The following is a 23,601-nucleotide window of genomic DNA, read 5'->3' on the forward strand; positions in this document are numbered from 1 at the left end:
AAGACGTCGTGGCCGGTGAAGGCCGCACGCCAGGATCGGCGGCGGGCGCGGAAGTCGTCCTCGTCGAGGACGAAGGCCGGGGTCCCGAACTCCTCGGCGATGTCGCTCAGGAGCACGCTGCCGATCTTCGGGCCGTCGGTGCCGCTCGTGGTCGTGGCCGGACAGGGGAACCCGCTCGTCCACTCCGTGGAACATGGGTAGTGCAGGTGGGGGTCGAGCAGGAGGGGTGCAAAGCCATGGGTGCTGATGCCGATCTTCGCGAAGGCCTTGGCGTCGGTTCCCCCGGACTGGATGAACGGCACGGGGTGGGCGTGGGGGTCTTGACTGCGGATCGCTTCGGCCATCGTGCTGAAGGCCGGCCCTTCGTGATCGGCGGCGACGGCCCCTTCGCAGTTGGTGAACTCCCGTGTCACCTTCGGGCCGAGGAGCCGGTCGACTGTCTCCACGAAGGCGTCCTGTTCGCCGGGCGGGAACCTGCCGCCCACCTCGGCGTGGGCGTGTGAGGGGATGACGTCGACCTTGTGGCCGGCTGTCGGCACGGTGGGGTCGAGGGTGTTGCGGACGGTGCAGTCGAACAGTTCGCCGAGCCCGCCGAGGCGGTTCGCTTCCTCCTCCAGTCGGTCGCGGTCGATCCGGATCCCGAGGGTCTGGTCAAGGGCGTCGAGCAGGGTGCGGACGGCAGGGGTGAGACGGGTGGGCCAGCGGTGGGCGGTGAGCCGGGAGAGGGCGTGGATCAGCTCCGCTACCGCGTTGTCCTGTCCGGGGCCCGAGCCGTGTCCCGCGGTGCCGTGAGCGGTGAGCCGCGTCCATGCGGTGCCGCGCCCTCCGACGGCGATGGGGGACACGCGTGCGTGGGGCACGTGTCCCCACCGGATCCGGTTCGGGGTTCCGATGGGCAGGCGTCCCCACCGGGATCCCGACGGGCGAGTGCTCGTACGGTCGATCCGGGGAACCATGCGGGGAGGGAAAGCGTGTACACACGTGAAACGGGGGAGGCCCTCGGTACGACGTCGGGGAGGCGGGTCGGTGGGCGGAGCGACGGTACTTGCGGAACGGATCGCCGAACGGCGGGCCGGGCTCGGCGATCCGAGGGAGCTGGTGGGGGAGCTACGGCGTGCCCTCGTCCTCGTCCCGGTGGACTCCGGCGGTCTGTGGACGGCGGAGCTCGGTGGGGTGCGCTGGATCTGCGCCTTCACCGACGAGGCGGCGCTCGCCCGGTTCGCCCGGGCCCGCTCCCTCGCCCCCGGCTCGCGGGCGGACGACGCCACCCGCACCTGGGACTACGCGGCGCTGCGCGGCGCGCGGCTGCTCGACGAGGTCGTGCCCGCCCTGGGCGTGCCCGCCGGGGTGGCCGTCGACATCGCCGATCCGGAGGGGGCGATGGCCTTCCCGCCGGTCCGGGGCATCGTGCCCGACGACGTGGCGATCGACGTCCCGACCGACGGGCCGACGCCCTCTCCGCCCGACGGCCCGGCCGCGGCCCCGGGGCCGACCGCCGGCGGTGACGCCCGATGAGCGGGGGCGGGCAGGAGAACCTGCGGTTCGACCAGGAGAGCGTCAAGCGGATCACCGAGGGGATCCGGGCGGCCACCGCCGAACTCCGCGACATCGGCACGGGCACCGGCTCCGTGCTCGGCAAGGGATTCTCCGAGCTCTCGATGACCGGCATGGAGGCCGGACACCATGGCCTGTCGGCCGACTTCGAGGACTACTGCGAGCGCTGGGAATGGGGCGTGCGAGCGCAGATCCAGGACGCCAACACCCTCGCGGCGACGCTGGGGCTGGCCGCCGGAATCGTCTGGGAGGAGGACCAGTACCTCCAGGGCACCTTCAAGATCGCCGTGAACTCCGCCGTGGGCAACCCGCACGCCTCGGAGGCGGACATCGTCAAACAGGACTGGGGCGACGTGTTCACGCCCGACTACCTCAGCCCCGACTGGAGCGCCGAGTCCTTCGACCGCGCCGGCGACGAGATCGCGCAGACCTGGAAGGACACCGGACGGGCCGTCCTCACGGAGGGCGAGGGCGGGAGCCGGGCGCGGATCCTCAACGAGCTCCTCGGGGTGGACCAGGGCGACTTCGACCGTGCGGTGGACGAGACGTTCGGCCCGTCCCCTGAGGAGAGGGCCCAGCAGCGGAACAGCGGGGGGAACTGAGCGGTGGGCATCGGGGACTTCATCAGCGACCTCACACCGGACGTCGTCGAGGACGCGGTCGAGGACGGGGTCGAGTGGGTCGGCAACCGGGTCGAGGACGCCGGCAACTGGACCGCGGACCGGTTGGACGACGTCGGCTGGGAGTCCGGTGCGGACTGGGTGCGCGAGCAGTCGCGCTCGGTGGCGAACCGGATGGGCGCCGAGGTCGACGAGATGGACCTCGGTCAGACCGAGGACAAGACCAAGCTGATCTACGGCAGCCCGTCCAAGCTCCGCTCGACCGCCTCCCACCTGCGCGACCTGCAGGCCTCTTTCGACAAGGTGGGTCAGGGGCTCAAGGGCCTCGACGCGTCCGCCGTGAAGGGCGAGGCCGCGGACGCCTTCCGGGAGAAGGTGGCGGTCGAGCCGCCGAAGTGGTTCAAGGGCGCGGACGCCTTCGGCAAGGCCTCCGACGCCTTGGCGAGCTTCGGCCTCACCGTCGAGTGGGCCCAGGGACAGGCCCAGACGGCCATCGACAAGTGGAAGCAGGGCACCAAGGCGTCCGAGGACGCGGCGAACGCCCATCAGAAGAAGGTCGACGACTACAACAAGGCCGTCGACCGGTACAACGCCGAACCCGCCGACAAGCGGAACCCGGCCTCCCTGCCACCCAGGCCGGGCGCCTTCAGCGACCCCGGCAAGGCCCTGATGGAGGAGGCGCAGGAGATCCTCGCCGAGGCCCGGAAACAGCGCAACGCCGCCGCCGAGACCGCCCGCACGGCGATCCGGGCGGCCCGGGACGCGGCCCCTCCCAAGCCCTCGTACGCCGAGCAGGCCAAGGACGGCCTCGACGAACTACAGGTGATGCAGACGCACTTCGGCGGCGGCATCGTCAAGGGCACGGCCGGACTGCTCAGTTTCGTCCGGAGCGTCAACCCCACCGACCCGTACAACCTCACCCACCCCGCCGAGTACTTCACCCAGCTCAACAGCCTCGCCTCCGGACTCGTCCTCATGGCCAACGACCCGTGGGGCACGGGCAAGCAGATGCTCGACAACTTCATGAAGGACCCTGCGGAGGGCCTCGGCCGGCTCGTCCCCGACCTGTTGCTCACCGCCGCCACCGCCGGCGGTGGCGCGGCCGTCAAGGGCGTCCGGGTCGCGGCCGAGGGAGCAGACCTGGCGTCCGACGCCAACCGCGCCCGTCGCCTGATCGACGGGTCGCCGAACGGCACCCACAACCGCCCCGACGCCCACCGACTCGTCGACGAGACCGACCCGGTGGACCTCGCCTCGGGCCGGATGTTCCTGCCCCAGACCGACGTCTCCCTCCCCGGCACCCTCCCGCTCACCTTCACCCGACGCGTCGAGTCCGGCTACACCGCCGGACGCTTCTTCGGCCCCTCGTGGTCCTCCACCGTCGACGAGCACCTGGAGATCGACGCGCAGGGGGTCGTCCACGTCACGGACGACGGCCTCCTGCTCCCCTACCCGCACCCCGTGCCCGGTCTCCCCACGCTCCCCGAGTCCGGCACCGGCCGTCGGCCGCTCGCCCGCGACGAGTCCGGCGACTACACGCTCACCGATCCGGACACCGGTCTGACCCGGCACTTCGCCGCGCCCGCCGGCACCGAACCGGGCGGCGACGGAGAGGCATGGCTCGTACGGACGGTGGACCGCAACGGCAACGCCGTCACCGTCGACCGCACCGAGGACGGAACCCCGCTCGCCCTCGTCCACACGGCGGGCTACCACGTCGACGTCACGACCGAGAACGGCCGGGTGACACGCCTCGCCCTGCGCCTTCCCGACGGCGCCGGACAGGAACTCGTCCGCTACGGCCACACCGACGGCGACCTGACCGCGGTCACCAAGCCCTCCGGCGCCACCCTCACCCTCGCCTACGACGACCGGCACCGGGTGATCACCTGGACCGACTCCAACGGCAGCCGCTACGACTACGCCTACGACGAGCACGACCGGGTCATCGGCGAGGGCGGCGAGGACGGCCACGTCCAGCTCACCCTCGCCTACGGCCACCCCGATCCGGCCACCGGCCACCGCACCACCACCCTCACCACCGCCGACGGACGGGTCACCCGCCATCTGATCGACGGCGCCTGCCACGTCCTCGCCACCGTCGACCCGCTCGGCCACACCACCCGGCTCGGCCACGACGCCCGCGGGAACCTCCTCACCCGCACCGATGCCCTCGGCCGGACGACCGCCTTCTCGTACGACGACGAGGGCCGGCTGCTCACGGTCCTCCGGGCCGACGGCAGCCGGCTCTCCACCGTCCGTGACGACCGGGGCCTGCCCGTGGAGTTCATCGACGCCGACGGCGGGCGGACCCGCCAGGAGTTCGACGACCTCGGCAACCTCACCGCCGTCACGGACCCCGCCGGCCACACCACCCGCTACGCCTACGACGACCGGGGCCACCTCGCCACCATCACCGACCCCTCCGGCGCCGTCACCACCTTCCGCTGCGACCCCGCCGGACTCCCCCTCGAGGTCGGCGATCCCCTCGGCGGCACCACGCGGTGCGAGCGCGACGCCCACGGCCGGCTCGTCCGCGTCACCGACCCGCAGGGCGCCGTCACCACCCTGGAGTGGACCGAGGACGGCGAACTCGCCCGGCGCGTCCGCCCGGACGGCACCGTCGAGGCATGGGCCTACGACGGTGAGGGCAACTGCACGGCGTACACCGATCCGAACGGCCTCACGACCCGCTTCGAGTACACCCACTTCGACCTGCTCGCCGCCCGCACCGGTCCGGACGGCGCGCGGCACGCCTTCGAGCACGACGCGTCCCTCCGCCTCACCCGGGTCACCGACCCCCAGGGGCTGACCTGGGACTACACCTACGACCGGGCCGGCCGCACGGTCGCCGAGACCGACTTCGACGGGCGGACCGTCGCCTACGAACTGAACGCGGTCGGGCAGGTCACCGCCCGCGTCACCCCCACCGGCCAGACCATCCGCTACGAGCGGGACGCGCTCGACCGGATCGTCCGCAAGGACGCGGCCGGAGCCGTCACCACCTACGCGTACGACGCCGCCGGCCGGATGGTCCGCGCCGAGGGCCCCGACAGCGAACTCGTCCGGCAGTACGACCGCCGCGGCGAACTCAAGGCAGAACTCGTCGACGGCCGCCCGCTCACCTACACCTACGACGACACCGGACGCCTCTCCCGCCGCATCACCCCCACCGGACACGTCACCAGCTACGCGTACGACGCCACCGGCCGGCTCGCCCAGCTCACCAGCGGCGCCCGGCGGATCTCCTTCACCCACGACACGGCGGGACGGGAACTGCGCCGCGCCTTCGGCGACGCCCTCGAGCTCACCACGTCCTGGGACGGGTCCGGGCGGCTGGCCGGCCAGCACCTGACCGCGGGCGGCCGCACCGTCAACCGCCGCGCCTACACCTATCGCGCCGACGGCCACCTCACCGCGCTCGACGACGCCCTGCGCGGCTCCTTCCGCTACGGCCTCGACATCACCGGCCGCGTCACCACGGTCACCGCCGCGGGCTGGAAGGAGTCGTACGCCTACGACGCCTCCGGCAACCAGACCTCCGCGTCCTGGCCCGGCAGCCACCCCGGCCAGGACGCCACGGGCCCTCGCAGCTACACCGGAACCACCCTCACCCGCGCCGGAGCGGTCCGGTACGAGCACGACGCCGGCGGCCGGATCACCCTGCGCCGCCGGGTCACGCTCTCCGGAAGAGCGGACACCTGGCGGTTCACCTGGGACGCCGAGAGCCGCCTCACCGCCGTCACCACGCCCGACGGGACGCGTTGGCGCTACCGGTACGACCCGCTCGGCCGCCGCACCTCGAAGCTGCGGCTCGCCGACGACGGCAAGACGGTGGTCGAGGAGACCCTGTTCACCTGGGACGGCCCGACCCTGTGCGAACAGGTCACGACCGCACCCGGGCTGCCCCGCCCCGTCGCCCTCACCTGGGACCACCGGCACGCCAAGCCGCTGGCCCAGACCGAACGCGTCCTCGGCGCCGACGCCTCCCAGGAGGCCGTCGACGAGCGCTTCTTCGCCATCGCCACCGACCTCGTCGGCACCCCCACCGAACTCGTCGACGAGACCGGCCGGGTGGCCTGGCACAGCCGCGCCACGCTCTGGGGCACCACCACGTGGAACAGCGGCGCCACCGCCTACACCCCGCTCCGGTTCCCCGGTCAGTACTTCGACCCCGAGACCGGTCTCCACCACAACTACTTCCGGCAGTACGACCCGGAGACCGCCCGCTACCTCACCCCCGACCCGCTGGGGCTCCTCCCCGCCCCCAACCCGGCTTCCTACGTCCACAACCCGGTCACCTGGTCCGACCCTCTCGGCCTCTCCCCCTACCGCGGGCTCGGACTCAGCGACGAGGCGATGAACGCCATCCAGAAGCTGGAGAACATCAAGGCCGACCCGATCGGCCGCATCAACTCCGAGCCCAACCACAACCACTACTCGGCGGCGCGGCGCGAGGCGGGCGGCGAGGTGGTGGCCCGCAAGCCGGACGGCACCCCCTTCGACCACGTCCAGGACCTCACACAGGCCGCGAACGGACTGGAGAACGTCCGCAAGGCCCTGTGGAAGGAGATGGAGAAGCTACCGGACGGCATGACCGAGCGCGGGCTCGAAGTGCTCCTCAAGAAGCACGACGAGACCGTCTACCACCTGGACCGTGTGAAAGGCTTCCTGCACCAGATCAAGCAGCAGCCATGACCGATCCCAGAAACGGAACAGTGCGCCCATGACCGACGAGAACAGCCACGCCACCGAGGTACGCGAGCGGTGGGCCCGCCCGGAGAACGCCCCCGCCCTCGAGGGCATCCGCGCCGCCCTCGCCGGCGGTGGCGACTGGCGCGCGCTCGTGCGCGAGTGGACCCTGCCCTGGGGCACCGAGAACGATCTGGCCGGCATTCCGCTCGCCGGTGCGGGCCTCGGCGGCGTGGACCTGAAGGACGTCATTCTCAGCTACGCCGACCTGCGTGGCTGCGACCTGAGCGGCTGCGACCTCACCGACGCGTTCCTGACGGGCACCGACCTGCGCGAGGCCACGCTGGTGAACGCGACCCTCACCCGCGTGAACGCCGGGCTCTGCGACCTCAGCGGGGCCGACCTCAGCGGCGCGAACGCGGACGACGCCGTGTTCTCCCGCGCCCGCCTCGTCGGCACCCGGCTGTCCGGCGCCTCCCTGCGCCGGGTGAAGTTCGTCGCGGCCGAACTCGGCGACGCGGACTTCTCCGACGCGGACCTGTCGGACGCCGTGATGGTCGCGGCCAGGACGGCGGGCACGATCCTGGACGGCGCACGCCTGGAGGGGACCCGCCACGGCTCACTGAGGCCGTAGACCCTCAGCTGTCGACGGACCACGAAGGTCCCCTCACCGATCACGAGGGCTTCCGCGAAGGCGGCGGCCCCACCGATCAGCCGTCACCCCGCGCGCCACGGGTGCCGCAGTCGCTTGGCACCGTGAGGCCGACCGCCGACCGCCGACCGCACCCCTCCGCGACCGGTGTCCGAGGCCCGCCGTACTCTTCCCCGGGTTCGACCGCCCCGGGAGATCCGCTTGCCCGTTCACGCTCGGCTCCGTGCCACCGTCCCCGCTCTCATGCCCTCGTCGCAGGCCGGTCCGCCGGAGATCGCGGGGCTGCCCGGGCGCAGGCTCCTCGTCCAGCGGAGCGACGACGAGATCGTGGCCCGGCCCCTGGACGACGCCTTCGTCGCACGCGCTGGGGCGGGTGTTCGCCTCCCCGCGCCCTGGCCCCGGACTCGCGGAACGCGGGAAGTGGCGCCGGACGCGAGTCCGGTCGTCTTCGCCGGGGTCCATGCCGTGCGCGCGGTGGATCCGTCGGGAGCGACGCGTTGGGAGGTCCGCCATGGATGCTGGTACGGCGCGTGCCGCGAGATGCACGAGGCGTACGACGAGTACGCGGCTCGGCAGGACCATCGGTACCCCGAGAGCGGCTCGGTCGGTTTCTCGGCGGACGGCAGGCTCGTCTGGGCGCACGTACGCGGCCCGTCGTCCGAGGGCGAGCCGAACCCCGACACGGCCGGCCAGTGGCTGGTCATCGACGCCGAGAACGGTCGCGTGCTCGCGCGGGCCGACGCCGAGGACGAGGACGAACTGGACGTCTGCTGGGACTGGGCCGGCGGTTTCCTCGACGAGACGACCCTTGTCGCCTCGACTGTCGAGTGCGACGAGGAGTGGGGGCGGGGCCGGCACTGGCTGGTGGACACGACGGGCAGGAACGGTTTCGTGCGGATCGACTGCCCCTCGCCAGTACCCTCCGAGCCGACCGTGCTGGGAGGCGGTGTCTGGTCGACGCTGTCCGGGACTCGTGACGGCCGCGGGCCCACGATGCTGTACGCCGTCTCAGCCCACGGCGGCAGGTCGAGGGGTCCTGACGTCGTGGGGACCGGGGCGAATCCGTCGCCCCCGTCCGAAGGAACAAGGCAGCCGGAACACGTCCGGACGCTCCCTCCGGATCTCGCGCGGAGCCCCGACCGCGGTCGGCTTGCGGGGCGGCGGTGACGGTCGCATAGTCCGAGGTATGGACGCGCGTGAGGCGGCGCTCCGACAGGCGTACGACCATGCTGTCCGATGGCTGGCGAGCCTGCCCGACCGTCGGATTCCCGCCCGCGCCTCGGTCGACGAGATCGTGAGTGCGCTCGGTGCCGAGCTGCCTGCCGGCCCCGGCACGCCCGCCGACGTCGTCGACCTGCTGGCCACGGCCTGCGAGCCGGGGCTCACCGCGTTCCCCAGCGGCCGCTTCTACGGGTTCGTGGTGGGCGGCACCGAACCGGCCGCGCTGGCTGCCGACTGGTTGGTCAGCGCCTGGGACCAGAATTGTGTGATGCGCACCGTCTCGCCCGCGTACGCGGCGGCGGAGGAAGTCGCCGGCGCCTGGTTGCTCGATCTGCTCGGCCTGCCGAGGAACAGCTCCGTGGGCTTCACCACGGGTGCGACGATGGCGAACTTCACGTGCCTCGCCGCCGGGCGGGACACGGTGCTGCGGCGCACCGGCTGGAACGTCGCCCGCCACGGCCTCACGGGTGGCCCGCCCGTGCGTGTCGTCGCCGGCGAGTCCCGGCACATGGCCGTCGACCTGGCCTTGCGCTACCTCGGACTCGGCCGGCCCGACCTGGTCGCGGGGGACGATCACGGACGCATCGAGCCCGAGGCCCTGCGGAAGGTGCTGACGGCCGGCGGACAGAGCCCCACGATCGTGATCCTCCAGGCCGGCGACATCCATTCCGGCGCCTTCGACCCCTTCGCCGCGAGCATCCGCGCGGCGCGCGAGGCGGACGCCTGGGTCCATGTCGACGGCGCGTTCGGACTGTGGGCAGCCGCCTCGCCGCGCTGCGCCCACCTGACGGCGGGCTGCGCGGACGCGGACTCCTGGGCGACGGACGCCCACAAGACGTTGAACGTCCCCTACGACTGCGGACTCGCCATCGTGCGCGACGCGTCCGCGGTCCGGGCGGCGATGGGCCAGCGTGGCGACTACCTCATCCAGCACGAGCACGGCGACCCCATCGACAAGGTGCCCGAACTCTCACGGCGCGGCCGAGCGTTCACCGTGTGGGCCGCCCTCCGGTCCCTCGGCCGATCAGGCGTCTCCGACCTCGTCGAACGGCTGTGCCGCCACGCCTCGGCGTTCGCCGCCGGCATCGCCGGGATCGAAGGCGCGACCGTCCTCAACGAGGTCGCGTTCACCCAGGTCTGCGCCGAGTTCGGCAGTGACGAACGCACCGACCGGGTACTCGCCCGGCTGCTCGACGACGGCACGGCGTGGATCAGCGGCTCCACCTGGCACGGCAGACGCGTCATGAGGATCTCGGTGAGCAACTGGTCGACCACCGACGAGGACGTGGCGCGCACGCTCGACGCGATCCGGCGCGCGGCCGCCGGGGCCTGACGACCGTCGAACCGCCCGACGCGGGCCTCTGCACCCCACAGTGCTACGAGCTCTCGGGCCGGAGGGCAACGATCCGGCGGAGGTCCTGCGGCTGTGGAACGAGCAGCTGGCACCCACCACGATCACGGTCGACAGCCCCGCTTCCTCTCCTTCGTCCCCGCCGCCCCCACGCAAGCCGCCACCCTCTTCGACATGCTCGTCTCGTGCTCGTCGATCCAGGGCGTCTCATGGCTCCTCGCCTCCGGCCCCATCGCCGCCGAAAACCAGGTCCTGCGCCTGCTCGCGGACCTCGCCGGGATGCCGGCCGAAGCCGGCGGATGCTTCGTCTCGGGCGGCTCGGCCGGGAACCTCTCCGCCCTGGTGACCGCGCGCGACACGGCCCGGCGCCGCCGGGGCCTCGGCCCGTACGACCGCGTCAGGTTCGCCGTCTCCGACCAGGCCCACTCCTCCATCGGCAACGCCCTGCGCATCATCGGCGTCGAGCCGTTCACGGTGCCGACCACGGATCACCGCCTGACCGGTCCCGCGCTGCGCGCGGCGCTCCTCGCCGACGCGGCCCCCTCCGACGTCATCGGAGTCGCGGCCACCGCGGGCACCACCAACGCCGGAATCATCGACGACCTCACGGGAATCGCCGCCGTGGCCCGTGACTTCGGCCTCTGGCTCCACGTGGACGGCGCGTACGGAGGCGCCGGTCTCCTCGCGCCGAGCGTCCGGCACCGCTACCGGGGCATCGAGCACGCCGACTCCCTGGTCATCGACCCCCACAAGTGGCTGTTCGCCCCCTTCGACTGCGCCGCCCTCCTCTACCGAGAACCGCGCCTGGCCAGGGCGGCCCACACCCAGGACGCTTCCTACCTCGACGCCCTTCACACGGACGACGACACCCAGTGGAACCCGAGCGACTACGCCCACCACCTGAGCCGCCGCGCCCGCGGCCTCCCTCTGTGGTTCTCCCTCGCCGTCCACGGCACCCGCGCCTACAGCGAGGCCGTAGAGAAGGCCCTCATCTTGGCCCGCGCCACCGCCGCCCTCATCCGCAACACCCCGTATCTCGAACTCATCCGCGAACCGGAGCTGTCCGCCGTGCTGTTCCGCCGCATCGGCTGGAGCCCGGAGGACTACGCGGCTCGGTCCGCCCGCCTCCTCGCCGGCCAGACCGCCTTCGTCGCACCGACCGGCTGGGAGGGCGAGACGATCGCCCGCTTCGCCTTTCTCCACCCGGAGACGAGCCTGCAGTCGGTCGAGGAGATCATGGGCACAATGGCCTGAACGACCCGAATCGCCATGCCCCCGCCGGCAGGCAGCGAGCGGGGGCTCGGGTACGCGTTGTAGCCGACCCGGATGATCAGGTTCTTCTTGCGGTCAACGACTACGCGATACGCCGCGTCCGGCGTGCTGACCGATGAACCGTCAGCAAAGTCGGCAAAAGTCAGCATCAGCTCACCTCGACGTCGTCGGTTCTGCCGAGCCGGCGCGGAGGGAGCCGGCGCTCCCCTCCTGGTCTGGAAACAAGACCGGGCCACAGCAGCTGTGAGAGTGGCTCGCCCCTCACCGGAAGGCCAGGGGCGAGTCGGGACCAGCACTGTGCGGATGTGAACCAACACCCTCGATCCCCGCTTGAGTCTTCTAGCGGGAAAGACATCGACCCCCATAGTGCAGAAGTGGTCACCTCATAGCATGCGCAATGGCACCAACTTCCTGCCTAGCATGGGTCCTTCGGTGATCCGTTGACAGGAAGTGGGGAGCCATGGGGTTCGATGACGATTGGGCCGCGGTCATGTCCGCGTCGCGGGACAGGCAGTCGGCGGGTACTCGGATCAACTCGGCCGGTCCGGAGGGTGCGGGGTCGGGGCCGATGAACCTGGTCGTCACACAGGACGACTTGGGTGCCGTGGGACACGAGGCGTATCTGCTGCATGAGCAGTTACGCAAAGGGGCCGATATCGCGGGCGCTGGCAGCGACAAGAGCGGGGCGGGGTCGACAGCACAGGCCGCCCGTGAGCTGTCTTCGCGGCACATGACCATGGGCGGTGAGCTGCTGACCGCACTCTCCGTGTGGGACTCGCAGGTGAAGACGGTCCTGCAGATGTGCGCGCACATCTCGAACCACCTCGATTACTCGAAGAGGTCGTACGCGCAGAACGACCGACGCATCGAGGACTCGCTGCGACACCGCGACGGCACCGTCGTCCCGGTCTCCGAGATCTCCACGTACGTGCGCTGAAAAAGGGTGGACCGATGACACTCACGTACAGCGATCTCATGACCATGGACCTCGGCAAGCTCCATACCGCCGTCGGGGACTGGAAGGCCACGACCGACAGCCTCGCCAAGCTGGAGACCGCCGCCAGGGACGGCTTGCTGCGCACGTCGGAACAGGCCCGATGGAAGGGCGTCAATGCCGACGTCACCAGGGAGTTCGTGGCCGGCACCGTGAAGGAGATCGCGGATCTCACGTCCGAGGCCACCAGCATCCACGCCGTTCTCGCAGACGCCCATACGGAGCTCGTCAGCATCCAGAAGCGCGCGAAGGCCCTCACCGAGGAAGCCGCCAGGGGCTCGGAGAAGGACCCCGGGCTGCTGGTGACGGACGGCGGAAACGGCACCGTCCGGGTCATGGAGGCAATGTGCACCCCGGAGGGGACGACGCAGCGCACCAAGGACCTGATGCGGTGGTACGCGGATGCCCTCACCGGCCTCCTCTCCCACGCCGCTGAGGTCGACGCCGCTGCCACCCGGGCCCTGAAGCGCAGCCACGGCGGCGATGTGCACAACGCCGGCCATGCCGTGCACACCTCGCTCGACGAGGACCAGCTGCCCCGCGCGATGAAGCTCGCGTCGCTCGGCAAGGACGCGAACGACCAGCAGCGTGCCGAACTGGTACGCCTGTGGCGTTCGCTGAGTCCGGAAGCCAGGGCAGAGTTGTGGGCGAAGCAGGAGGACAACCTGGTGGCGGCAGGGCTGCTCAGGCCCTCGGTGAAGCAGATCGCCCCGGACAAGGGGTCGGGTCCGTACGACGTGGAGAAGCCGGGCTTCCAGGAGTGGGCCACCCTCGCGAAGATGCGGGGGATCACGGAAGGCGCTGACGCGATGAACCTGGTCGACGCGGGTCGCCACATGGACCACTACCTCGACAACGACGGCACACCCATGAACCTGCCCGTCGACAAGATGATGGCCGACGACGACGGCTTCAGGAAGCACATCGACCAGCACATCAGGATGTATCAGGACGGATGGCGGGAGACGGCTCTCGCCGAGTTCAGGGCCAATGGCGGCAAACCGGTGTCGATCCCGGTGGAGACGCCCAACATCAATGACTACAGCTTCACCAAGGAGAGCAACCCGAACTGGTTCTACGCGGTCGGCTCCACGAGGGCGAACGTCACCGGCGTCGTCACGGTCGTCCCGGACGCCGACGGCAACCCCAAGGTCGGTCTCGACTACCAGGCCAACGCTTGGGACCGCTACAACTGGGACGAGAACAAAGGCGTGGACATCTTCGGCGTGATGGACATCCCCGACGGCCAGATGGCACGACTGCACACGACCGGTCTCGCGCAGGAATTCGACATGTCAGGAAGCAGCTCCGTCAAGCACTACGATCTCGGCTCCTCCACACCGAACGCCGGTCCCCTGCCAGAACCCGACGAGCCGGGCCGCGAGGGAGGCCGGACAGACAATGGTCGAGAGACACGCGAGGGAAGGGCAGGTACGGGCAGGTGAGGAGCGTGGACAACGCGCGGCCGGGTGACACGCGCCCGAAGCGTCGGCTGCTCGTCGCGGCCGCGGGGCTCGTAGGGGTCGTCGTCGTGGCCGTCGGTGCGTTCTACCTGCTGGCGGACACGTGGCTGTCCGACTCCGTCAAGGAGGAGAAGGAGTGCTGCTGGGAGGCCGGAGCCACGCCCGCGTGGATGAGTGAGCAGATCGGCCTGCGCGTCCCGGAGAACGCCGCGGACCGGCGGGCCGGTTACAAGGCCGGCGAGCGGTACGACACGGGGCTGCTGAGCTTCACCCTGCCCACTCGCGAAGCGAAGGCGTACCTGGCCCCGTTGACGCCCAAGGGTGCCCGCATGATCCCCAACATGGAGCCCGAACCGGCGAACTACCGTCCGGCGGCCGGATTCACGCACCTCGGGCTTCCGGAGCCCGAGACGCTCGTCGACGGGATACTGACGGGCGGGTTCTGCCCCGACAACGTGGACTCGCCCGACGCCGAGCACCTCGCCTACTGCGTGAAGGTGTTCTCTCACGAGTACGCACCGGGCACGACCCGGATCTACCTCCGCTCGACGATCGAACCGGGGCTGACGCCGCCTCGATGACCGGTTTGCGGTCGGTGATCGAGCGGCTGCTGCCCAAGGATGAACCGCAGGTCCGGCAGTCAGATCGGAAGCACCATCCGAACTGGCTGCCTATCCATGGCAGCTTGCTGATGCCGCACGCCGGGATGACCTGGAAGTATTGCCCGTCAGACAATCGCGATCACTCGGGACCTTCGACCTCGCACCAGCCGGTCCTTTCGGCCCCACCAGGGCGCCGACGCCCAGTTCCAGGAACACAGACACGCCGGCCTGTCACTGCACGCCAGGTCGGTCCTCTCGCTGGTCCATGATCGGCGACTCGCCGACCTGATTGTTGGCATAGGCGGCGAGGAGCTTGTACACGGCCAGGCGCCGTTCGTCGCCGGCGGGAACCCAGGAGGCGGCGACCTCGGGGAAGGCGCGCCGGCTGGACATGCCGCGGGTACCTGAGTAGACGGGCTTGTATTTCGCCCATCCCCAGGCGTCGACGATGAGGTGCTCGAGACCTACGGGGCACACCCCTCCGGTATCGAGCCCCGCGCCTTGTGATCAGCGCACGGCTGGAGGGCGTGGCTGCTCCCGGCAGTGGTACGGATGATCCCGGGAAAACTCTGCCGGAGTCGGGCAAGCCCTGACATGATCCGCGAATGATCGTCACACCGATACCCGGCGCCCACCGGGAAAATGTCTGGAAGACCCTCCGCAGCCTCTGGGTCGGCGCGTCCAACCTCGACGGCCAGCAGTACGGCAGCGCATATGGACGGCTCCTGGCGTACTTGGAGTGGGCGAACGAGGCTCAGCGGTTGCTGGCCGGACAGATCAGCGCGCGAGACATCGACCGTCTGATCCGGACCAGGATGTACCAGTCGTTGCTGAACGGGGTTGGGCATCTAGCTGGCTCCTCCCAGCAGAGACTGCTGAACGGACTTGTCGCTCATGAGGTCCGGGAGCGTGTGGCGGCTTTGGACGAGGCGTGGGCGGCTTTCGCCAATCAGATGGACCGGTGGCCGGCTGACCGGGCAGTGGTTGTGCCGGACACCAGCTTCTTCATCAAGCACGACCGGAAGTTCGAGGACATCGACTTCTTCGAGAACCTGTCGCCAGGAGTCGCGTTCGTATCCGTCGTCGTGCCGATGGTGGTCGTCGACGAGCTCGACCGCCTGAAGGAGTCACGCGACAAGCAGGTTCGCTGGCGGGCCGGCTACAGCCTCGCGGTTCTGGACCGGCTCCTCGACGGTGATGCGCTGGTGGGAGAAGCCAAGGTCGAGCTGCTGAGCGACGGCCCCGGCCATGTGCGGCTTCCCGACGAGGACGACGAGATCGTGGACCGTGCGACGGCCGTGCACAGTGTGGCGGCGGGACCGGTGCGGCTGGTCACCTACGACACCGGCATGGCGCTGCGGGCGAAACAGCTGGGCTTGCCGGTGCTGAAGCTCCGTACGGACGCGGGTACGGGACCGGAGCCGGAGAAGAAGTAGCCGGGCAGGGCGGCGAGTGCGGCAACGAGGGAACGCGTCCGTAATTTAGTGGAATCGGTCCGTTGAAGCCCTCGCCGACCACTAGGTCGCAACTGCGGTACTCCATCTGCGACTTAGTCTCCCACGGGGTCGAAGCACCCCCCACCCCGGCAACCAGCCGGGGGTTCACGGGTTGGAGCAGATGTGTCGCATGGAGGCCGTGGGCGCCGTGCTCGGACAGGGCATCGTGGGCGCGTTCGAGGACGCGGAGGATGGAGACGCCACCGAGGTTGCCTGCGCGGGCGGTGTCGGCGGCGATGCGGGGCTGCCCGGGCGGATGGCAGCCCGGTCGACGGTCTGGTGCGGTCGATCTAGTTGATGACGGTGGGCAGGACGTCGGCGGCAGCGCTCGACGCTTCCCTCGTGGAGTCGAAGCGGAAGCCGTCGACGCCGATACGACCGCTGGAGCGGTCGGTGATCGTCCCCACACTACAGGCCTGATGGCGCGTCAGCAAAGTCAGCAAGAGGTCAGCGTTCAGCCGACCAGGCCTGCTTGCACACGAGCACACCCTGGAAAGCACACCCGCCGACGGCGCGACCGGGAGAGGCCGCGATACACCCTCTCCCACAGCCGCGGCGACAGTCACAGGCGCAGCCGGGCACCCCTCATCCCTCCATCGGCCCGGCAGGGAGAACCGCGGCTCAGCGCCGCGCGGGGTTCTTGCGCGGCGCGATCCGGGCGTTGGGGAGGGCGGGGGCCGGGAGGCGGTCGCCGGGGTAGCCCTCGACCTCGCCGAAGCGGTCGGAGGCCTTCTCCCACTCCTCGCGGGCCTCGGCGATGTCCTCGTGGCTGCGGCCGATGAAGTTCCACCACATCACGATCTCCTCCTCGAACGGCGTCCCGCCGAGGAGGACCGCGCGGGCGGGGGCGTCCGACTCGTTGGTCAGGGTCAGCGTCCCGGACCCGGTGGGGAGGTATCCCAGTTCGGCCGGGCGCAGGAGCGTTCCGGCCGTGCGGATCTCCCCGGCGTCGACGAGCAGGCCGTGTTCGAAGCCGGGATCGACGGGGAGGGTGACGGTCGCGCCCGGGTCGACGAGGAGTTCGGCGCCGAGCAGCGGGGTGAAGGTCCGGACCGGGGAGGACGAGCCGGCGAGCGACCCGAGGAAGACCCTGATGTCCGCGCCGTCGACGCGGACCGTCCCGGGGGCGTAGTGCTGGAAGTCCCGGGCGGCGTTCCGGTGCTCCTCGGGGAGGGCCACCCACAGCTGGACGCCGTGCAGGACGGTGGTGCGGGGAGTGGAGACCTCGGTGTGGCTGATGCCGTACCCGCCGGTCATGAGGTTCAGCTCTCCGGGTCGTACGTACGCGTGGCTGCCGAGGCTGTCGCGGTGCTCGATCTCGCCGCTGAACAGCCAGCTCACGGTCTGCAGTCCGATGTGCGGGTGCGGGGCGACGTCCATGCCGCCGGACTCGGCGACGTCGTCGGGGCCGTAGTGGTCGGCGAAGCACCAGGCGCCGATCAGCGTCCGTGCGCGCTGCGGGAGCGTACGCCGTACGGTCATCGCCCGGGGTCCGCCCAGCGGGACGTCCCGTGCCGTCAGGACCTCGATCTCCGCGATACTCATGCCGACCCCTCCAAGGTAGTTCCATTTTCAACAATCATGGACGATGATAGCCCCTGCGAGGGTGACACGCACCGCTCGCGGACGAGGCCGGCACGGCCCGGAAGGAGCGCACGGTGAGCGACACGGCAGGAGCCCCGGCGGACAAGCGGATCTACGTCGACAAGCAGAGCCCCAAGGCCTATCACGCGTTGGTCCAGACGGCGGACGCCGTGCGCGCGACGGCCGCCGAGGCCGGGCTCGACCGCATCCTGGTGGAGCTGGTCAACCTCCGTGTGTCCCAGCTCAACGGCTGCGCGTACTGCCTCGACGTGCACACCAGGGCCGCCCTGCGCGCGGGCGAGACGGCCCGCCGCCTGGGCGTGCTCGCCGCCTGGCGCGACACCGAGGTCTTCACCGACCGGGAGCGTGCGGCCCTGGACCTCGCGGAGGCCGTCACCGCCCCCGCCGACGCCCTCGCGCAGGAGCGCGCCTACGACAGTGCCCGCCGGGCGCTGGGCGACGACGAGATCTCGGCGGTCATCTGGGTCGCGATCACGATCAACGCCTTCAACCGGGTCTCGATCCTGAGCAAGCACCCCGTACGGGAGACCCCCGCCAAGCCCTGATCCGGGGACGGGGACGACGAAGGTCCGGTGCCGTCGGGCACCGGACCTTCGGAGGGGTTCGGTCGTGTCGGATCGGTCAGGCGGAGACCGGGAGCAGTCCGGCCACCGGCGCCGCCTGGTCGGTGAGCTGGTGCAGCTGCCCCAGCTCGTTCAGCCGGTCGAGGCCGTTCAGCTGCTCGGCGATGCCCGGGAACCGCCCGCGGGACTCCTCGGGGATGCCGGTCGTGGTGAGGGCGTCGAGCTCGCTGATCGGGTTGATCTTGGGGCCGAGCGGTCCGGTGGCTTCGGCGGCGGTCGCGGCGGACGCCGCGGACGCGCCGAGGCACGAGAAGGCGGCGGCCACGGCGAGGAGCGAGGAGATGCGTCGTGTTGAGGTCACACCCTCACAACGGGCCGGTCGGCCCGGGGTCACGGGCCGCCCCCGCTCCGACCGTCGACACCGTCCGAACGGGGGCCTGCCACCGAGCCGAGGGGCGAGGAGAGCGAAGAGACTATTCAGGGAGTGTGAGAAGGAAGCCTCTTCATGGCCTCGCCCGGGACGACCGTAGCAGTCAGGCGGGGATCAGGTCGCGCAGGTTTTCGGGAGTGACGACGCGTGAGCCCGGCGGCAGGCCGGCGGGACGCTCCAGACCGATGTAGGTGACGGGTCCGTCCGGCGGCGTCGAGCCGTCCCACCAGGTCGTCCCGGTGGCGTCGGCCGCCATCAGGCCGACGAGGTGGCGGACCGTCAGCGGGGTACGGGAGAGCAGGCCGCGGAGCAGTACCGCGACCGACGCCCGGTTCTCCTCGACCCGGTTCGCCGACGGGTTGCCCCTCAGGTACAGGTGCAGCCACCGCGCGCGCCAGCCGCCGTCCTCGTCGCGCTGGAACGCCAGCGGCAGCGCGACCCGTCCGGGCCCCCGGAGGTCGGACTTCATCCGGACCGTGCGCGGCTCGAACGGGCGGCCCCGCTGCTCGGTCTCGCGCAGCATGAAGCCGAAGAACGACTCCTCGACCTCCTCGAAGCCCTCCCCGGAGTAGAGGTTCACCTGCGGGACGACGAAGCTGCCGCGCACCGCCCCGAGCCGCAGGTCGATGAACTCCGACGCGCCGTCGGGGGCGTCGGTGACGTCGCCGGAGTGGGTGCCCTCGACGGCGGTGAGGGCGGTGTACGAGAGCCAGGTGACGGTCGCGTAGTCGTCGTCCAGGACCAGCGCCGACAGGTCGTAGTCGGTGCTGCGCGCGGTCTGCTTCCAGTACGTGAAGAAGCGCAGCAGTTCGCCCTCGACGGGCGAGACGGAGCCGCGCGGCAGGACGCCGAGCCCCGCCGCGGCCGCCCGGCCGCTGAGCGGGAGCGCCACGTCCAGGACGACGGGATCGACCAGCAGGCGGCCCGGGGCGGGGAGCCGGCGCCGCGTCTCGGCGTCGAGGACGGCACACAGGCGTTCGCGCACCGCGGGCGGCAGCGGCGGCCGGGTGTCGGCGGTGACCCAGGCGGCGCCGCGCCGGTTCACGAACACGCGCCGGTCCTCCCTCCCCGCGCGGTTCTGGACGTGTTCGCGGAGGGAGAGGAGGACGCGGCCGGAGACATGGGGGACGGCGCTCTCGAACGCGGCGAGGACGGCGTCCAGTTCCTTCTGGCGGTCCGCGGTGCGCAGGAGCCGGTCCAGGGCGCGCAGCAGCCGGCCCGGGGCGGATGTCAGGAGTGCGGCGGCCCCGGTGACGTCGTCACGGCCGAGGAGCTCCTCGACGCGGCTGTCGAAGGAGGGCGCCTTCCGCTCGCCCCGGGCGACGGCGAAGACCTCGGCGGCGCCCGGCCACCGCGGGTACTCGTGCGGGTGCAGCCGCTCGCCCAGGCGCTTCCACGCCTCGCGGTGGGCGCCGACGTCGGCGAGCTTCGCCGGGGCTCCGGCGACGACGGCGTCGAGGCCGCCGAGCAGGGCGCGGCGGACGGGCCGGGACAGCGCGCGGAACCGGGTCGGCTCGCGCAGGGCGACGTCCCCGTCGGAGAGCGCGCAGGCCAGGCGCAGGACGTCGGTGACCGTGTCCAGGAGGAGGTCCGCGCCGGCGTCGAGTCGGGCCCGGTTCACGACGGCGCGGGTCTCCCGGACCGGGATCGCCACGGGCTGGGGCCCGTCGACCCGGTGGGCGGCGAGGAGGGCGAGGTCGCGCAGGTGGTCGTCGCCGAGCGGGGTGGGGCTTCCGGCCAGGGACAGGTAGAGGGCGGTGGCCTCGTCGTCGAGGGTGCCGCCGGGGTGCAGGACGGTCATGCGGTCGCCCGCCGCGGCGATCAGTTCGCCGTGGGCGGCGAGCATCTCCTCGTACGTGTGGCGGGGGACGCCGTACGACGGCAGGGTGAGGAGGTCGAGCACGCCGGCGCGCAGCCGCCGGAGCACGCCGGGGCGCGCGGTGTCGTCGTCGAGCGCCTCGGCGACACAGCGCATCCAGAAGTCGAGGGTGTCGGGCACGTTGGCCGGGAAGTCGACGAAATACGCGTTGTGCCGGACGTGGTCGCCGACCATCTCGCGGACGCTGTCGAGGGTGCGCGCGGCGAGGGCGACGACCGTCTCCTCCGGCAGCCGGGCCAGCTCTTCGAGCAGCCCGGCCGACAGCTTGAAGCCGACGGACATCAGGGCGGCGTCGAACCGCCGCGCCGCCGCGCTCCCGTCGACGCGCCCGGTGTTCCGGGCGGCGTCCGCCGGGAGCGGGAGGCGATGGGTGTGTCGGACGACCAGGCGTTCGAGGGCGTGGACCATTCCGGCATGCTGTCAGCCCGGCACGGCCCGGTGCACGCGGATTTCGGGCCGTGGGGGCGGGCGTGCGAAGGCCCCCGTGACCCGCGTACGGGCGTCGGCGGACCCGCGCACGGAGGTCAGTGGACCTGCGTACGGACGTCGGCGGGCCTGCGTGCGGGGCTCAAGGGGTCGTACGGACCGGGAAGCTGAAGGTGTGCCCGTTCTCCTTGAGCCACGGCAGCACCTGCCGCAGGGCCGCGACGCTCTGGCCGCGGTCGCCGCCGCCGTCGTGGAAGAGGATCGTCGGCCCGTTCGACAGTTCGTTCTTGACGGTGTTGACGATCGCGGCCGTACCCGGCTGCTCGAAGTCCTTCGTGTCCACGTTCCAGCCGAGCGGCCGCATCCCCGCGGCGGCGGCGAGCCGTCGGCTGTCCGGGGTGAACGCCCCGCCCGGCGCCCGGTAGTACTCGACCTCCGCTCCCCCGGCGGCCTCCTCGATCGTCTTCTTCGCGTCGAAGATCTGCTGCTTCTGGTACGCGACGGACTTCTTGTCCATCGTCGTGTCGTGGGACACCGTGTGGTCGCAGAGCCGGTGGCCCTCCGCGACGACCCTCTTGACGATGTCGGGGTGCTGCTCGGCCATCGGGCCGACCATGCAGAACACGGCCTTGACGCCGTTCTCCTTGAGGATGTCCAGCATCTGCGGCGTCCAGCGCGGGTCGGGCCCGTCGTCGATGGTGATGTTCACGGCCGAGCCGCCCGCCTCGGCCGCGTGCGCGATGCTCTCGGGCACCTTCTGCGGCCGCACCCGGTCCGGCTGCCCGGGCTTCCCCGCGGGCGCCTGCGAGGACGGCGTGTTCCCCATCTTCGCGGCGGCCTCGTTGTCCATCAGTGCCGCGGTTCCCCACACCGCCAGGCTCAGCCCCACCGCCGAAGCCACCACGGCTATGTGCGCGGTGTACTTGCCCTGCCCCATGGAATCCCCCACTCCCCGTGTTCCGGTCATCTCCCTGGTGAGAGGACGGTACGAGGAGCCGCAAGGTTTCACCGAATCCCGACCGATTGCCGGGACGCGCGGACGGCCGGACCGCGCGGGGCCGCTGACTGCCGCTCAGCTCGCGGCGAGCGGGAGGTGGTAGAGCGCGAACGCCCGGCCGATGACGGGCTGGGCCACGTTGCGCACGCGCACCCCGCCGGCCGTCATGCCGTGTTCGGTGCCGAGGTGGGCGTGGCCGTGCACGGCGAGGTCGGCGCCGGCCTCGTCGATGGCCTCGGCGAGGAGGTAGCTGCCCAGGAAGGGGTAGATCTCGATCGGTTCGCCGGAGAGCGTGTCGGGGACGGGCGCGAAGTGGGTGAGGGCGATCCTGGCCGCGCAGCCGTCGGCCGACATGTCGGCCAGCGCCCGGTACAGCCCTTCGGCGCCGCGGCGGGCGGTGCGGACGAAGTCCTTCATCTCGCGCTCGCCGAACTCCCCGGCGCTGCGGCCCGCGAAGCCCCCGCAGAAGCCCTTCGCCCCGGCGACGCCGACCTTGCGGCCCGCCACGGGCAGGACCACCCGGTCCCCCTCCAGGACCGTGACCCCGGCCTCGGTGAGGACGTGGGTGACCTCGGCCTCCCGCTCCGAGTGGTAGTCGTGGTTGCCGAGCACGGCGACCACGGGGACGCCGAGGTCGCGCACCTCCTCCGCGACCACCTCCGCCTCCGGGACCGTGCCGTGCCGGGTGAGGTCGCCGGCGAGGAGGAGCAGGTCCGCGCAGAGCGGCAGGGTCTCGAAGGAGGGACGCAGCAGGCCCCGGCAGTCCGGGCTCAGGTGGATGTCGCCCACGGCGGCCACCCGGACGACGGCTCCGTTCTGTTCGGCGCCGGGGGTCACGACAGCTCCTCGGGACGGTCGGGCGGATCGGTGCGGGCGACCAGGAGGTCCGCGTGGACGGGGATGCCGGCCAGCTCGGTGCCGGCGAGGCGGAGGATCTCGTCGCGGCGGTCGGCCGTGGGGAGGGTGCCCGTCAGGACGATGCTCGCGCCGCGCACCTCGACGCGGACGCCGAGTTCGGCCACGTCCTCGCGCGCGAGCCGCTCCCGGAACCGGGCGATGCGGTACTCGCTCTCGCCGCCGTTCACCGTCGTCCTCCGTACTGGGGCCGTGTCAGCGCCTTGCGCCGCAGCCGGTAGGGGGTGACGTACCAGCAGAGCGCGAACCACAGCATCACGGCGCCGACGACGATCCCGGCGGCCAGCGCGCCGCCGAGGACCACGTTCAGGATGAGCATGAGGGTGCAGGCGACGGTCAGGGCGAGGAGGACCATGCCGCAGACCATGAGCCGTCCGGCGGCGATCACGACCTCCTCCTTCAGCCGCAGTCCGGAGAGACAGCGGTGGAGCGAGACCGGGGCGATCAGGGCGGCGGTCGAGGAGGCGGCGAGGATGATGGTGACGACGTACAGGCCGCGGTCGAAGCCGCCCAGTTCACGGAAGCGGGCCGTGAAGGCGAGGCTGAGCAGGAAGCCGAACAGGATCTGCACGCCGGTCTGGGCGACCCGCGTCTCCTGGAGGACCTCCTGCCACCGTCTGTTGACCCGCTCCCGGGCGCCTTCCGGCTGTCCGTCGGCCCCCTCCCCGGCGTCTCCCGGCTGACGCGACACCTGTGGCCGGCGCGCCGTCTCCTCCTCCACGGTGCGCCACTCGGCCTCCGTCAGGCGTCTCGTCGCGGTCATGACGTCCTCCTCGGCTCGGCATGTCCGTCCCGTTCTGCGAGGTGCGGTGCCCGGAAGGCGGTCGCGCAAACCTTCCGGTCAGGCCGGCCCGAGCGCGATCCGGAAG

General features: G+C 71.4%; 21 protein-coding genes. 12 read left to right on the forward strand and 9 right to left on the reverse strand.

All coding sequences use genetic code 11. From position 1 onward, the window contains the following. Positions 1-845: peptidase dimerization domain-containing protein (locus K7G60_RS33810; protein WP_225804779.1), on the reverse strand; the 845-nt coding region annotated here is incomplete at its 3' end. Between the two features lie 181 nt (positions 846-1,026). Here K7G60_RS33810 and K7G60_RS33815 point away from each other — a divergent pair. The 10 genes from K7G60_RS33815 (at position 1,027) to K7G60_RS33860 (ending at position 14,400) form a co-directional block, all read left to right on the forward strand. Continuing rightward, entirely contained in the window at positions 1,027-1,515 is a 489-nt protein-coding gene (locus K7G60_RS33815; RefSeq protein WP_225804780.1) for a hypothetical protein, read from the forward strand. Further along, complete coding sequence (locus K7G60_RS33820; protein ID WP_225804781.1) at positions 1,512-2,156, forward strand: hypothetical protein; 645 nt, start codon at positions 1,512-1,514, stop codon at positions 2,154-2,156. Before K7G60_RS33815 ends, K7G60_RS33820 begins: the two co-directional genes overlap by 4 nt. Positions 2,157-2,159: 3 nt before the next feature. Next, on the forward strand, positions 2,160-6,872 hold the full coding sequence (locus K7G60_RS33825) for a putative T7SS-secreted protein (protein WP_225804782.1): 4,713 nt from the start codon (positions 2,160-2,162) through the stop codon (positions 6,870-6,872). A gap of 28 nt (positions 6,873-6,900) precedes the next feature. After that, a complete protein-coding gene (locus tag K7G60_RS33830) occupies positions 6,901-7,500 on the forward strand; it encodes a pentapeptide repeat-containing protein (RefSeq protein ID WP_225804783.1) in 600 nt (199 codons plus the stop codon). Between the two features lie 261 nt (positions 7,501-7,761). Continuing rightward, positions 7,762-8,685, forward strand: coding sequence for a hypothetical protein (locus K7G60_RS33835; protein WP_225804784.1), 924 nt, complete (start codon positions 7,762-7,764; stop codon positions 8,683-8,685). Positions 8,686-8,704: 19 nt separating this feature from the next. Further along, a complete protein-coding gene (locus K7G60_RS33840; protein ID WP_225804785.1) occupies positions 8,705-10,072 on the forward strand; it encodes a pyridoxal-dependent decarboxylase in 1,368 nt (455 codons plus the stop codon). Positions 10,073-10,165: 93 nt separating this feature from the next. After that, the gene (locus K7G60_RS33845) at positions 10,166-11,344 is read left to right on the forward strand and encodes an aspartate aminotransferase family protein (protein ID WP_225804786.1); all 1,179 of its coding nucleotides are present in this window, start codon (positions 10,166-10,168) and stop codon (positions 11,342-11,344) included. 478 nt (positions 11,345-11,822) lie between these two features. Next, a complete protein-coding gene (locus K7G60_RS33850) occupies positions 11,823-12,299 on the forward strand; it encodes a hypothetical protein (protein WP_225804787.1) in 477 nt (158 codons plus the stop codon). A gap of 38 nt (positions 12,300-12,337) precedes the next feature. Continuing rightward, a complete protein-coding gene (locus K7G60_RS33855) occupies positions 12,338-13,801 on the forward strand; it encodes a hypothetical protein (RefSeq protein WP_225804788.1) in 1,464 nt (487 codons plus the stop codon). 5 nt (positions 13,802-13,806) lie between these two features. After that, positions 13,807-14,400 carry a hypothetical protein gene (locus K7G60_RS33860; RefSeq protein WP_225804789.1) on the forward strand — a complete coding sequence of 198 codons (594 nt, stop codon included), beginning with the start codon at positions 13,807-13,809 and terminating at the stop codon, positions 14,398-14,400. Positions 14,401-14,652: 252 nt separating this feature from the next. Here the strand turns inward: K7G60_RS33860 and K7G60_RS33865 are convergent, their stop codons facing one another. Next, a complete protein-coding gene (locus tag K7G60_RS33865) occupies positions 14,653-14,814 on the reverse strand; it encodes a hypothetical protein (protein ID WP_225804790.1) in 162 nt (53 codons plus the stop codon). Positions 14,815-15,026: 212 nt separating this feature from the next. Here K7G60_RS33865 and K7G60_RS33870 point away from each other — a divergent pair, with 212 nt between their 5' ends. Further along, complete coding sequence (locus tag K7G60_RS33870) at positions 15,027-15,857, forward strand: PIN domain-containing protein (protein WP_225804791.1); 831 nt, start codon at positions 15,027-15,029, stop codon at positions 15,855-15,857. Between the two features lie 681 nt (positions 15,858-16,538). On the opposite strand, the gene K7G60_RS33875 is transcribed toward K7G60_RS33870, so the two are convergent. Continuing rightward, positions 16,539-17,462: a pirin family protein gene (locus K7G60_RS33875; protein ID WP_225804792.1), complete on the reverse strand. Its 924-nt coding sequence runs from the start codon at positions 17,460-17,462 to the stop codon at positions 16,539-16,541. Positions 17,463-17,575: 113 nt separating this feature from the next. On the opposite strand from K7G60_RS33875, the gene K7G60_RS33880 reads away from it, so the two are divergent. After that, positions 17,576-18,067 (forward strand): carboxymuconolactone decarboxylase family protein, encoded by a 492-nt coding sequence (locus K7G60_RS33880; protein WP_225804793.1) that lies wholly within the window; start codon positions 17,576-17,578, stop codon positions 18,065-18,067. A 76-nt stretch (positions 18,068-18,143) separates the two neighbouring features. Here K7G60_RS33880 and K7G60_RS33885 read toward each other — a convergent pair whose 3' ends face one another. The 6 genes from K7G60_RS33885 to K7G60_RS33910 form a co-directional block, all read right to left on the reverse strand. Continuing rightward, positions 18,144-18,446 (reverse strand): hypothetical protein, encoded by a 303-nt coding sequence (locus K7G60_RS33885; protein ID WP_225804794.1) that lies wholly within the window; start codon positions 18,444-18,446, stop codon positions 18,144-18,146. Positions 18,447-18,618: 172 nt separating this feature from the next. Further along, positions 18,619-20,802, reverse strand: coding sequence for a hypothetical protein (locus K7G60_RS33890; protein ID WP_225804795.1), 2,184 nt, complete (start codon positions 20,800-20,802; stop codon positions 18,619-18,621). A 160-nt stretch (positions 20,803-20,962) separates the two neighbouring features. Continuing rightward, positions 20,963-21,757, reverse strand: a complete 795-nt coding sequence (locus K7G60_RS33895) for a polysaccharide deacetylase family protein (protein WP_225804796.1) — start codon at positions 21,755-21,757, stop codon at positions 20,963-20,965. 135 nt (positions 21,758-21,892) lie between these two features. After that, a complete protein-coding gene (locus K7G60_RS33900; protein WP_225804797.1) occupies positions 21,893-22,654 on the reverse strand; it encodes a metallophosphoesterase in 762 nt (253 codons plus the stop codon). After that, the gene (locus tag K7G60_RS33905) at positions 22,651-22,902 is read right to left on the reverse strand and encodes a hypothetical protein (RefSeq protein ID WP_225804798.1); all 252 of its coding nucleotides are present in this window, start codon (positions 22,900-22,902) and stop codon (positions 22,651-22,653) included. The genes K7G60_RS33900 and K7G60_RS33905 overlap by 4 nt, the downstream gene beginning before the upstream one ends. Then, positions 22,899-23,495, reverse strand: a complete 597-nt coding sequence (locus tag K7G60_RS33910) for a DUF6328 family protein (protein ID WP_225804799.1) — start codon at positions 23,493-23,495, stop codon at positions 22,899-22,901. The genes K7G60_RS33905 and K7G60_RS33910 overlap by 4 nt, the downstream gene beginning before the upstream one ends. Positions 23,496-23,601 lie beyond the last annotated feature (106 nt).

Origin of the sequence: Streptomyces sp. NK15101 (genome assembly GCF_020400725.1) — a bacterium.
GTDB lineage: Bacteria > Actinomycetota > Actinomycetes > Streptomycetales > Streptomycetaceae > Streptomyces.